The organism is Kitasatospora sp. NPDC008050, from assembly GCF_042957465.1.
Lineage (GTDB): Bacteria > Actinomycetota > Actinomycetes > Streptomycetales > Streptomycetaceae > Kitasatospora.
Map to the genome: position 1 here is coordinate 186,147 of NZ_JBIBIJ010000019.1, position 11,037 is coordinate 197,183.

Annotated in this window: 11 protein-coding genes and 1 pseudogene; 7 read left to right on the top strand and 5 right to left on the bottom strand. The window is 73.1% G+C overall.

The window, feature by feature from the left end; translation table 11 throughout:
- Complete coding sequence (locus ACFZB9_RS30290) at positions 1–558, top strand: sugar O-acetyltransferase (protein ID WP_391452436.1); 558 nt, start codon at positions 1–3, stop codon at positions 556–558.
- On the opposite strand, the gene ACFZB9_RS30295 is transcribed toward ACFZB9_RS30290, so the two are convergent.
- The 3 genes from ACFZB9_RS30295 to ACFZB9_RS30305 are packed head-to-tail and all read right to left on the bottom strand — an operon-like array spanning position 539 to position 1,743.
- Positions 539–730 carry a DUF397 domain-containing protein gene (locus ACFZB9_RS30295; protein WP_391452437.1) on the bottom strand — a complete coding sequence of 64 codons (192 nt, stop codon included), beginning with the start codon at positions 728–730 and terminating at the stop codon, positions 539–541. The genes ACFZB9_RS30290 and ACFZB9_RS30295 overlap by 20 nt on opposite strands.
- Positions 714–917 (bottom strand): DUF397 domain-containing protein, encoded by a 204-nt coding sequence (locus ACFZB9_RS30300; protein WP_391452439.1) that lies wholly within the window; start codon positions 915–917, stop codon positions 714–716. The genes ACFZB9_RS30295 and ACFZB9_RS30300 overlap by 17 nt, the downstream gene beginning before the upstream one ends.
- Positions 889–1,743 carry a Scr1 family TA system antitoxin-like transcriptional regulator gene (locus tag ACFZB9_RS30305; RefSeq protein ID WP_391452440.1) on the bottom strand — a complete coding sequence of 285 codons (855 nt, stop codon included), beginning with the start codon at positions 1,741–1,743 and terminating at the stop codon, positions 889–891. Before ACFZB9_RS30305 ends, ACFZB9_RS30300 begins: the two co-directional genes overlap by 29 nt.
- A gap of 216 nt (positions 1,744–1,959) precedes the next feature.
- Between ACFZB9_RS30305 and ACFZB9_RS30310 the strand changes: the two genes are divergently transcribed.
- The 4 genes from ACFZB9_RS30310 (at position 1,960) to ACFZB9_RS30325 (ending at position 3,839) form a co-directional block, all read left to right on the top strand.
- Complete coding sequence (locus ACFZB9_RS30310) at positions 1,960–2,202, top strand: hypothetical protein (protein WP_391452442.1); 243 nt, start codon at positions 1,960–1,962, stop codon at positions 2,200–2,202.
- Positions 2,199–2,402, top strand: coding sequence for a hypothetical protein (locus ACFZB9_RS30315; protein WP_391452444.1), 204 nt, complete (start codon positions 2,199–2,201; stop codon positions 2,400–2,402). The genes ACFZB9_RS30310 and ACFZB9_RS30315 overlap by 4 nt, the downstream gene beginning before the upstream one ends.
- A complete protein-coding gene (locus ACFZB9_RS30320; RefSeq protein ID WP_391452445.1) occupies positions 2,399–2,617 on the top strand; it encodes a hypothetical protein in 219 nt (72 codons plus the stop codon). Before ACFZB9_RS30315 ends, ACFZB9_RS30320 begins: the two co-directional genes overlap by 4 nt.
- Positions 2,618–3,122: 505 nt before the next feature.
- A complete protein-coding gene (locus ACFZB9_RS30325) occupies positions 3,123–3,839 on the top strand; it encodes a DsbA family oxidoreductase (protein ID WP_391452447.1) in 717 nt (238 codons plus the stop codon).
- Between the two features lie 24 nt (positions 3,840–3,863).
- Here the strand turns inward: ACFZB9_RS30325 and ACFZB9_RS30330 are convergent, their stop codons facing one another.
- Both ACFZB9_RS30330 and ACFZB9_RS30335 read right to left on the bottom strand, forming a co-directional pair.
- Positions 3,864–6,122, bottom strand: coding sequence for a sigma-70 family RNA polymerase sigma factor (locus ACFZB9_RS30330; protein WP_391452448.1), 2,259 nt, complete (start codon positions 6,120–6,122; stop codon positions 3,864–3,866).
- 464 nt (positions 6,123–6,586) lie between these two features.
- Positions 6,587–7,255 (bottom strand): TetR/AcrR family transcriptional regulator, encoded by a 669-nt coding sequence (locus tag ACFZB9_RS30335; RefSeq protein ID WP_391452450.1) that lies wholly within the window; start codon positions 7,253–7,255, stop codon positions 6,587–6,589.
- 776 nt (positions 7,256–8,031) lie between these two features.
- On the opposite strand from ACFZB9_RS30335, the gene ACFZB9_RS30340 reads away from it, so the two are divergent.
- The gene (locus ACFZB9_RS30340; protein ID WP_391452452.1) at positions 8,032–9,258 is read left to right on the top strand and encodes an NAD(P)/FAD-dependent oxidoreductase; all 1,227 of its coding nucleotides are present in this window, start codon (positions 8,032–8,034) and stop codon (positions 9,256–9,258) included.
- 155 nt (positions 9,259–9,413) lie between these two features.
- Positions 9,414–10,715: pseudogene (locus tag ACFZB9_RS30345) on the top strand (PP2C family protein-serine/threonine phosphatase); the annotation flags it as partial.
- Between the last annotated feature and the right edge of the window lie 322 nt (positions 10,716–11,037).

The window sequence follows — 11,037 nt, forward strand, 5'->3', positions numbered from 1 at the left end:
GTGGGCGAGATGAAGAAGCGCATGCAGGCCGGGGACTGGTTCATCGCGGACGACCCCGAGCTGGGCGAGGAGGTCCGCCGCTGCGCGAGGCTGCTGGCCGCCTTCAACGCGCTGGACGTGCCCGCTCCCGCCGAGCGGCGCGCGATCCTGGAGCAGCTGTTCGGTGCGATCGGCGAGGACGCGATCGTCCGGCCGCCGTTCCGCTGCGACCTCGGCTACAACATCAGCTTCGGCGCCCGCTCGTTCGTCAACTTCGGCGGGATCTTCCTGGACACCGCGCCCATCACCGTCGGGGACGATGTGCAGATCGGCCCGAACGTCCAACTCCTGGCCCCGCACCACGAGCTGGACAGCGAGCGGCGCCGGGCCGGGTGGGAGAAGGCGCTGCCGATCACGATCGGCGACAACGTCTGGCTGGGCGGCGGCGTGATCGTCTGCCCGGGCGTCACCATCGGCGCGAACACGGTGGTGGGCGCGGGCAGCGTGGTCACCAAGGACCTGCCCGCGGGCGTGCTGGCGGTCGGCAACCCCGCTCGGGTCATCCGCGCGCTGGACTGAACTCGCTTGCCGCGACGGCCCGGACGAACGCCTGCCAGGCGGTGGGGTGGAACGTGAGGAACGGGCCGCCCGGGTCCTTGGAGTCGCGGACGTGGCCGGGGGCGGCGTCGTCGACCTCGATGCATTCGCCGCCGTCGGGGTTGCTGTAGGTGCTCTTACGCCAAGTGCTCATTGGTGGTGAACTCCCCGCTTGCGGTGGCATGGACGAAGCTCTGCCAGGAGGACGGACGGAACGTGAGGAACGGGCCGCCCGGGTCCTTGGAGTCGCGGACATGGCCCGGGTTGGCGTCATCGACCTCGATGCACTCGCCACCGTCACCGTTGCTGTAGCTACTCTTCCGCCACCGCGCGAGCTGCATGGTCAAATCCCTTCAGTGCCGCGCTGATCATCGCCAAGGAGTCCTCGGGCGACAGGGCTTGCGCCCTGAGAAGATCGTAGTACGCGCGGCGCTTCGCGACGTCTTCCGATTTCTCGATCAGCGAGCCTGAGCGGCTGCCCTCTTCCCAGGCGACAACCGACCCACCCGCCATGCTCAGGAGAGTGAGTGATCCACCCAGCTCTGAATGCGCGCCAGAGGCGTAAGGCAGGACCTGAATCGTCAGGTATGGAGGCTTCGACGCCTTCAGTAGCCGCTGCATCTGGTCTCGCATGACAAGCGGCCCGCCGATCGGTCGACGCAACGCAAGTTCGTCCAGGATGAACCAGTAGCGCGGCGGATTAGGACCGCTCAGACGTTCCTGTTGCTTGAGACGGGCGGCGAGCCTGTGCTCGATCTCGTCGTCGGTCGCGAAGGGATCTCCAGAGCGGAGGATCGCCTCTGCGTAGGCGGCCGTCTGTAGCAGTCCATGGACAGTCATGGTGAAGCCCTCGCGAACCACGGCTTGGGCAGCGAGATCCATGAACCGCCGGTACCTGTCCGGGAACTGCTCCAACCGCGCCAGCGGGAACAACCTCAGGAACGTCCCCCCGGTCCCGAACGCCGCGTCCAGCTTCTCCGACAGCCCCTCCGGCGGCGGCGACTCCGCCGTCTCGATCCGCGACAGGTGCGCCTTGGAGAACTTCAGCACCTCCGCCAGCCGGGTCAGCGACATCCCGGCCTCCTCACGGAGTCGCCGAATTTCGGCACCGTACAGATCTCTGGCCGAACGCCCGGGGTGGAGCGGACGAGGTTGGAAGCCTGGCATCAGAAGACTCCTCCATGTTTCCGCTTTCGGACCTGGAACGATCCCTGCCTTCCCAGGCTAACCGCGAAGCGCCACGCTTGAGGGACAGAGCGGGAAATTCATCGCTCCCAAAAGCACGCCGGAGTAATACATATGATGGATCATCAGAAAGATCGGCTCCTGCCCGAGTGTCACTGCCCCGCGAACTGCGGTGGCCGTCCCGAGGCGAGCCGTCGCATGGCCCCTGTGTACCCGATCGTCCGCCCCGGCGATGCCCGCCCCCCCATCGAGCCGTACGAGCCCCGCAATGTCGGTGAGTTGGTCTTCGACGCGCTCAACGACCGACACGGTGTGCTGATGGACCGAATGGGTGGCACGATCTACCTGCGCCCGGAGCGCGGGGGAGCGGAATGGGAGGCTGACCCGCGCTGGCTGGTTCGCCCGGCCGCCGTCCGTCCTGTCGAGGAGGCGGCCAAGTGAGCTCCCCTCGCCGCCAAGCCGCCGCCGCGTTCGCGGAGCTGGCCGACGCCCTGGACGCTGCGGATGTCGACCTGCCCGACGCCGCCGGGGGGTGGCTGATCACCCCCGCCGGTGCCGTCCTGCTTCAACTCCGCCCGTTCACCCTCCCCGAGGTGGGTGAACTCATCGACGCCCTCCGACGATTGGCCGACGACACATGACGAACCGGCGAGAAGCCGACCGGGTCGAAATCCCCCTCCGGATGCCCCTGCTGGCGGGCTTTGTGCATCGCGTTCTCGCCTGCGTGCTCCTGCGCAGCGGTGATGACGAGCCCGAGTACCCCGGTCTCGCGGAACGGGTCGCGATCTACGTGGTCTCGATCACCGGAGTCCTGACCTTCGCCGCGATGCTTCTCGCCTTATGGCCGCTCATGTAAATGCGTGAGAAGTCGACCCATCCGACTTCTCGGCCGATTTCTCACGCAAATGCGCCGGAAAGTCATCCAGTCAGACTTTCCGGCGTCGATGCCAAGGCCGTTCCCTGGGCCAACTCCCGCACCACGCTTCCCAGAACTTCGCGCACATCCCGAGCCTGCCCGCCGCCGAGCAGCGCGGGCGGATCACTGTGGGCTGCCACCGGTACCGCTCCGCTCAGTGCAGCCGCCGCCTCCGCACCCCCCGATCGCGACCGCGCCCTCCAGCTCGTAGACGCGCGCGGCAGGCGTCCACGCCCCGCCTCCGCCTCCAGCGCCACACGGGCTGGCGCAGGTCGAGTACGCGATCGTGGACTTCCGCCGGGAGCGGGGCGCGGCCCACCCGGACGCGGAAACCCGGTAATCGGACATATCTGCGCGGATCGGGAATGCCGCCCCGGACATTTCGGTTCACCCTCCACGTTGAACGCCGAACCGCCGTCCCACCCCGCTGAGGAGCCAGCCCCCCATGAAGGTCGAGATCTACTCGGACATCGCCTGCCCCTGGTGCTACATCGGCAAGCGCCGCTTCGACCAGGCCCTGGAGCGCTTCGAGGGCAAGGGTGAGGTCGAGGTGATCTTCCGCCCCTACCAGCTCGTCCCCGACGCGCCCGCCACCGCCAGCCCGCACCGCGCCTGGCTGGCCGAGCGCTACGGGCCGCAGTCGCGTGCGATGGACGACCGGGTGACCGAGCTGGGCCGCGCCGAGGGCATCGCCTACGACTTCGACGCCGCGCTGCACGCCAACACCTTCCTCGGCCACCGCCTGCTGCACCTGGCGGAGACGGAGTACGGCACCGCCGTCCAGGGCGGGCTCAAGGAGGCGCTGCTCAAGGCGCACTTCACCGACGGCGTCGATGTCGGCGACCGCGCCGCGCTCACCGAGGTCGCCGTCGCGGCCGGCCTGGACCGGGCCCGGGTCACCGAGTACCTGGCCGGCGACGAGGGCGCCGACGAGGTGCAGCGGCAGCTGGACGAGGCGCGGCAGCTGGGCATCAGCGCGGTGCCGACCTTCGTCTTCGACGGCCAGTGGGCCGTCCAGGGCGGGCAGGAGGTGGAGACCTTCCTGCAGGTGTTCGAGCAGGTCGCCGGCGAGCAGCAGCACGCCGAACGGCAGGCCGAAACCACCGCTCACGGCCACGGCCACGGCGACGACGCGTGCGCCGACGGCGCCTGCGCGATCTGACGTCCTCCTGGGTCGGCGCCCGGCTCAGCAGTTGAACCGGGCGTCGGCCCAGTCCGCGATGCTCCCGCTGGACCAGAAGCCGTCCACCGGCGTCACCACCAGCCGGATCGACATCCGCCCGGCCAGCGGGACGTGCACCGGCACCGCCCGGTCCCACGCCCCCAGGTCGGGTGAGCGCCACAGGCTGTTGCCGTCCGCGTCGGTCACCGAGAACCGGACGGAGCCCGGCGTGAGCGTCAGATCGTCCACGCCGACCACCGCGTCGAAGGCGGTGCAGCCGCGGTTCAGGTCGATCGCCACCGTGGACGGCGCGGCCACGCTGGCGCCGTTCTTGTAGGCGGTGCCGCCCACCCGGAGCCGGTCGCGCTGCAGCAGCCAGCCGCTGCTGTCCTGGCGGTTGATCGTCGGGCCGTCCGGCGGCACCCGGTTCGAGCTCTTGCTGAAGGGGAGTTGGTCCATCCAGAAGCTGCTCGGCAGCGGCGGGGTGGGCAGCAGCGTCGGCAGCGTGCTCGGCAGGATGCTCGGCACCGGCGCGGGTGCCGGGGCGGACGGCGTGGGGGCGGGCGGTGCCGGCGGGGCCGGGATCGACGGTGTCGGGATCTCGGGGGTGGGGATCGCCGGCAGGGTCGGCGTCGGCACCGGCGGCAGTGTGGGCACCGGCGGCGGTGCCGGGAGCGGCGTCGGCCTGGGCGCCGGGGTGGGGGTGGGCTTCGGGGCCGGCGGGGGCGTCGGTGTCGGCCTGGCGTGCGTCGGCGCGGGCGTGGGGGCCGGCGGGGTCGGCGGCTGCGGGCTCGGCGCGGGCGGCTTCGGCGCGGCGGATCTCGGCACCGGGCCGGCCGAGGCGCTGGGCGCGGGCGGCGCCGGGGCGGCCACGGGCGCGGGGGCCGGCGAGCCGGTCAGCGCGTAGGCGACGGCGGCCGCGGTGGCCACCGCGACGGCGGCGGCGATGCCCGCCTTCGCCGCGGTGCCCAGGCCCTCCCCGGCGGCCGCGGCGCCACCACCGGACGAACCACCGGCACCGGCCCCGGCGGCACCTGCGGCCCCACCAGCAGCACCAGCACCGCTCGTCGCAGCGGCCCCACCGGCGGCCGCGCCGCCCGCGAGCGCTCCGGCGCCCAGCGCCGCCGCGACGGCCGAGAACGCACCGGCCCCGACCCACACCAGCACGCCGCCGGGCAGCAGCAGCCGCAGCGCGTGGTTGATGTCGATCAGCTCCAGCAGCGCGGCCGTGCACGCCTCGCACCCGCGCACGTGCTCGCCGACCTCGGCCGACGCCCGCTTGCGCAGCCCGCCCCGGGCGTACAGGCCGAGCCGGTTGACGTACTCCTCGCAGCCCTGGGCCGGGGTGGGCGAGACATGCGCCTGGAGGAACGCGGCGGCCAGCCGGGCGCGCGCCCGGTGCGCCTGCACGGCGGTGGCGTTCGCGGTCTTGCCCAGCAGGACGGCGACGGCCTTCGGCGACTCCCGCTCGACCTCGGTGTGCCAGAGCAGCACCCGGTCGTCCTCGGGCAGTTCGATGAAGGCCTGCATCACCATGCGCTGGTCGGCCTGGGCGATCGCCCAGGCGTCCGCGCCGGGGTCGGCGAGGTCGTACTCGATGGTGGTGGCGGCCGTGGTCTGACTGAAGGCGCCGAAGTCGTCGACGAGCTGCTCGCGGCGCTCGCCGCGGGTCCAGGTGGCGGCGATGTTGCGCACCGCCGTCAGCAGGTAGGCGCGGACGGCGAACTCCGGGCCCTTGCCCGCCTTCAGCGCCTGGAAGGTGCGGGCGAAGACCTCGCCGGCCAGGTCCTCGGCGGTGAAGCTGTCCCGGCAGCAGCTGCGGGCGTAGCGGCGCACCGCCTCGGCGTGCCGGCGGTAGAGCTCCTCGTAGGCGCTGTCGTCGCCGCCGCGCACCAGGGCCGTCAACTCGGCGTCGGAGGGCGGGCGCTCGCCGTCCACCGGGTCGGCGGGCGGCGGCACGGTGGCCCGCGGCGTGGGCGGTTCGGCCTCGTCGTCGGTGCGGCCGCGGCTGCTGCCCGGGCTCGGCTGGTGGGCCACGAACGCCTCGGGGAGCACGCTGCCCTGTCCGGCGACGGCCTGCCCGGGCACCCGGCCGGTCAGTGGCGCGAGCGGTTCGGGGGCGGCCGGGGATTGCGTGGGCTGCGTGGGCTGCGACTCCGGCGGCGGGTTGAGCGATTCGCGCGAGGGCGCGCCGCCCTGTCCCGGCACCTGGCCGGTCACGGGCTCGGCGCCGGGCTCGGTGCTGCGCTCGCCGCCGCGGTCGTTCTGCTCCTCGGGGGTCATCGGACCGCCTGCCGGACCGGGCCGGACGCCAACGCCCATACTGGGGGCGCACACCGCAGCAGGGCGTGCTGCGATGCGCCATCGCCTGCGCCGGTGTGCGCGGCGGTCAGGGCACCGCGAAGGGTGTGCACCGGGACATTGGCTCCAACCACGGCCAAAGAATGGCATAGCGGGACGTGCACGGGAAGCCACGGACGGGGTGACCCACTCTTCCGGGGAAGCGCCCGAGGTCCGACTTCCCCGCTCCGGCGCAGCCAGTTGACACCGGGTTGACGACTGGCGCCGCCCGGCCCCGGCCCGCACGCCGCCCAGCCCCCGCGGGCATGCCGCCCGGCCGCCGCCCCCGTGCCCGCCGTTCCGCCGCCCGGCGAGCACGTCTCGGTCACCACCGTCACCACTGTCACCACCTCGGGTGCCGCCGGGGAGCGCTCCCGCGGCACCCGCGGGCCGGCCGGCACAGCGGCTCAGACTGCCCGCAGACCGTCCAGCAGGATCCGCAGCAGCCGCTCGGCCGGTTCGGGCACCGGCCCGCCGGGCAGCGGCCCCGCGTCCTGCCGGGCCGCCAGGCTGCGTCCGATCGACGGTGGCACCGCCGCCGTCAGCACCAGCACGACCTCCGAGACGGTGACCCCGGGCCGCAGTTCGCCCGCGGCCGCCGCCCTGGCCACCAGCGCCGCGAGTAACTGGAGCAGCAGCCGCGGATCGGCGTCCGGCACCCCGACCGCGCCCAACGGCTCGCCGGCGGCCGGTTCGGCATCCGGTGGCAGCCGTTGCTCGGGCACCCTGGCCAGCTCCTCGGCGTAGCCGAAGGCCTCCGGCGGCAGCAGCCGCCCGGCCCCGGTGCCCACCGCGGTGGCCAGGTAGCCGGCCAGCGCCTCCCAAGGACCGGCCGGTCCGTAGAGCGCCTCCCGGGCCCGCGCGGTCAGCCAGGCCACCTCCTCGGCGGCGATCCGCTGGACCAGCACCTCCTTGCTGGGAAAGCGCCGGTACACCGTGCCGACACCCACCCCGGCGCGCCGTGCGACCTCCTCCATCGGTGCGTCGTAGCCGAGTTCGCCGAAGACCTCACGGGCCGCGCGCAGCACGCTCTCCAGGTTGCGCCGCGCGTCCACCCGCAACCGCGGGCTGCCCACTCGCCGTTCCTCCAGCGGCTCCGCCGCCGCCGGGCCGGTGCCGGTCCCGACGCGTGAGCCGACTCCCGCTCCCGGGCCGGTGCCGATTCCCGTGCGGGCCCCGATTCCCGTCTCAGGACGGCCGATTCCGGTCCCGCCGGTTCCTGATCCGGCGCCGGACCGGTACGGGCCGGACAGTGGCGCGCGTTGCTCGGGCACGGTGCTCGCACCCGCCCCGACCTGCGGCACAGCCGGTTCGCCCAGCCTGTGATCCTGTTCCTTCAATCCCAACCCTCCCCCGGAGGAGCCCACCTCGGGGCTCTCGTGCGAAGTCGTCGCAGCCGCTGGTGACCTGCCAAGGGTCCAGCCAGCTCCCAGTACCCGGCCCCCGCACCGGCCCCGTCGGACCGCCACCGCGCCGTTCGGCGACGTACGGCCCGTACGGGCGAGGATCATCCGCGGACTACCCTTCCCCGTTTCAAGCTCGGCCAGTCGGGCTGGTCGGCCAACGGTAAATCAGGCCGTAATGGATTCACCACCCGGGGTGACGGCTTTTCGGGCACACCACCCGCGCACGACCCACCCGCGTCGCAGCGGCCGGAGCCGTTCCGGAGCGGCCCCGGACTCGCCCGGACTTGCCCGGACTTGCCCGAACTCCTCGGAACGCGGCCCGAAAACTGCTGACGCGGTGTGGACAAGAGGCCCCTCGACAGGGCGTCATGGAGGCGTGAACCGGATCACATTTCTCACCAGGGCACACCGATTCGAGCGGAGGTGGCACCATCCGGGTTCTGATCGTGGGCGGCGGTTGTGCGGGGTTGGCCACGGCCCAACGGCTCCAGCGGGAACTCCAGTCGGAGCTGCGGGCCGGGCGCGCGGAAGTCACCGTGGTTGAGGCCGCACCCTATCTGACGTACCGTCCGCTGCTCGCCGAGGTGGCCGCCGGAACGATCGATCCACGGCATGTCGTGGTCCCGCTGCGCCAGGCGCTGCCCGACTGCCGGGTGCTCACCGGCCGGGTCGCCCGGATCGACCACGACCGCCGGCTGGCCTGGCTCACCCCGAAGGACGGCGTCGAGAGCGAACTGGCGTACGACGAACTGGTGCTGGCCGCCGGTTCGACGCTGCGCGGCGGCCCGGTCCCCGGCCTCGCCGAGCACGGCCTGCGCTTCGAGACGGTCGGCGAGGCGGTCGCGCTGGGCCAGCACGTGCGTGACCAGCTCGATCTCGCCTCCACCACCCGCGACCCCGAACTGCGCGACGCCGCACTGACCTTCGTCTTCGCCGGGGCCGGCTTCGGCGGCGTCGGCGCGCTCGCCGAGCTGGAGGACATGGCCCGCCGCTCCCTGCGCGGCTATCCCAACATCGGGCCCGCGGACCTGCGCTGGGTGCTGGTCGAACCCGGCGAGCGGATCCTCCCCGAGGCCGAGCCGTCGCTGGCCGCGCAGGCCCTGTCCCACCTGCGCGAGCGGAACGTGGACGTACGCCTGCACACCGCGCTCGACTCCGCGCGCGACCAGGTGATGGCGTTCTCCGACGGCACCCGCCTCGCCGCCCGCACCCTGGTCTGGACGGCCGGTGAGCGCCCCGCACCGGTGCTCGGCGCCACCGACCTCCCCACCGGCGAGGACGGCCGGATCCGATGTCTGGACACCCTCCAGGTGCTCGGGCCCGACGGGCAGGCGCTGCCGGGGGCCTGGGCGGCCGGCGACTGCGCCGCCGTCCCGCTCGGCGCCGACTTCTGCCGCCGCGACGCGCAGCACGCCCTGAGCCAGGGCGCACTGCTGGCCGAGAACCTCCTCGCGGCGGCCGCCGGACGCCCACCGAGCCGCTACCGGCCCGACCCGCGCCACGCCGCCGCCTCGCTCGGCCTGCGGCTGGCCGCCGGGCACACCCGCAAGGGCCTGTCCGGACGCCGCGCCTGGCTGCTGCAGCGCGCCCGCACCCTGCGCGGGCTGCCCAGCACGGAGGGGCGGGTGCGGGTGCTGGCGGACTGGGTGCTGGGCGGTGGCCGGGACAACTGACGCGGGGCCCACTCAGGGCTACAACACGACCAACACACGTACGACTTCCGGAACCGCACCCTCACCTGACAGGATCTGCGTGACACCCCGTCACGGCCTGTGCAAACATCAGTACGAACTGTGACGGCCCGCGATCCGAGGAAAGCGACAGTCGGTTGAACCTCATGCGCTGGAGTGCGCGGCTCACCGTGGCCCCGTGGCGTGTCGCCGCCCCCGCGGACGACCCCGTCGCCCTGCCCGGGCCGCGCGACCCACTCGGCCTCGCGGGGCCCCTGCTCGGCCCCGAGCCGCTGCTCGACCTGCACGAGCTGTACGACCTGCGCGACCTGCTGGGCCGACTGCCCGCCCCCGTCGTGATCACCTACGGACCCCGGCACCGCCTCGGCTACGCCAACGACGCCTACCGTGAACTCTTCGGCACCCGCGCCGCCGGCCTGCCCGCCGAGGAGGCGATGCCCGAGCTCGCCGAGCTCGGCCTGCTCCCGCTGCTCGACCAGGTCCTGCGCAGCGGCCGCGACCGCAGCGTCAAGGCGCGCAGTATCACCGACCCCGCGGCCGGCCCCGGGCGCACCCGCTGCTTCAACGTCTCCTGCGTTCCGCTGCGCTCCACCGAACGCACCGCGCGGACCGCCCGCACCGCGCGCTCGGCCGGCCGCGACGGACAGCCGCCGCCCGCCCTCGGCGTCCTGATCTACGCCGCCGAGGTCACCGACCAGGTGCACGCCGCCGCCCGGCTGCGCGAGGCCGAACGCCGTCAGCGCGAAGCCGCCGTCACCCTGCAGCGCAGCCTGCTGCCGCAGAAGCTCGAACAGCCCGCCGAGCTGCGCGTCGCCGCCACCTACCAGCCCGGCGGCGCGGACGCGGCGGTCGGCGGCGACTGGTACGACGTGATCAGCCTGCGCGGCGGACGCACCGCCCTGGTGATCGGCGACGTCATGGGCCGCGGGCTGCGCGCCGCCGCCGTGATGGGGCAGCTGCGCACCGCCGTGCGGGCCTACGCCCGGCTCGACCTCCCGCCGCACCAGGTGATGGGCCTGCTCGACGGACTGGCCATGGAGATCGACGCCAACCAGATCGCCACCTGTGTCTATGCCGTCTACGACCCTCCCGCCGGCACCCTCACCTATTCCTCCGCCGGACACCTTCCCCTGATGCTGCGCGGCCCCGACGGCACCGTGCTCCAGGGCGAGCAGCAGAACGGCCCGCCGCTGGGCACCGGCGACGGCTCCCACACCTCGCACGTGCTGCGCCTGCTCCCCGGCACCACCGGTGTCCTCTACACGGACGGGCTAGTCGAGCGGCGCGACCAGGACATCGACGAGGGCCTCGGCCTGCTGGCCCGCACCCTGGCCGGCGCGGTCGGCTCGCCCGAGGTGGTCTGCGCCCGGCTGCTGCGGGCCATGGGCGTGACGGCGGAGCACGACGACGACGTGGCGGTGCTGGCCTTCCAGCTGCCGCACGCCGAGGCCGAGCCGGGGGTTGACTCGGTCCAATAAGAGGTCTAGTGTTCTCCGAGCTGCCTGTCAGGGAGCACCGGACGTTCACTCTTGTACGGACGGACCTGAGCGCAGCCACTCTCCTGAAACACCACCCTCGGCAAGATCGTCGGTCGTTGACGCGTTGCTTTTCGCACGTTTCCGCGGCGGGCTTCTTTTGTCGTGCCGGTATTTCGGCGAGTGGGCCCGATTCGCTTTTCGGAGCGGGGCTGGGCTAAAGTTCAACACGTCGGACAGGCCGTCAGGTCGGTTACGGCGAAGGCCTCTTGAGGCCGAGCGGTGC

Bases quoted from the DNA above. Each gene is read 5' to 3' on its own strand.
- ACFZB9_RS30325 (WP_391452447.1), top strand. From the start codon at position 3,123: ATGAAGGTCGAGATCTACTCGGACATCGCCTGCCCCTGGTGCTACATC.
- ACFZB9_RS30305 (WP_391452440.1), bottom strand. From the start codon at position 1,743: ATGCCAGGCTTCCAACCTCGTCCGCTCCACCCCGGGCGTTCGGCCAGA.
- ACFZB9_RS30310 (WP_391452442.1), top strand. From the start codon at position 1,960: ATGGCCCCTGTGTACCCGATCGTCCGCCCCGGCGATGCCCGCCCCCCC.
- ACFZB9_RS30330 (WP_391452448.1), bottom strand. From the start codon at position 6,122: ATGACCCCCGAGGAGCAGAACGACCGCGGCGGCGAGCGCAGCACCGAG.
- ACFZB9_RS30320 (WP_391452445.1), top strand. From the start codon at position 2,399: ATGACGAACCGGCGAGAAGCCGACCGGGTCGAAATCCCCCTCCGGATG.
- ACFZB9_RS30295 (WP_391452437.1), bottom strand. From the start codon at position 730: ATGAGCACTTGGCGTAAGAGCACCTACAGCAACCCCGACGGCGGCGAA.
- ACFZB9_RS30300 (WP_391452439.1), bottom strand. From the start codon at position 917: ATGCAGCTCGCGCGGTGGCGGAAGAGTAGCTACAGCAACGGTGACGGT.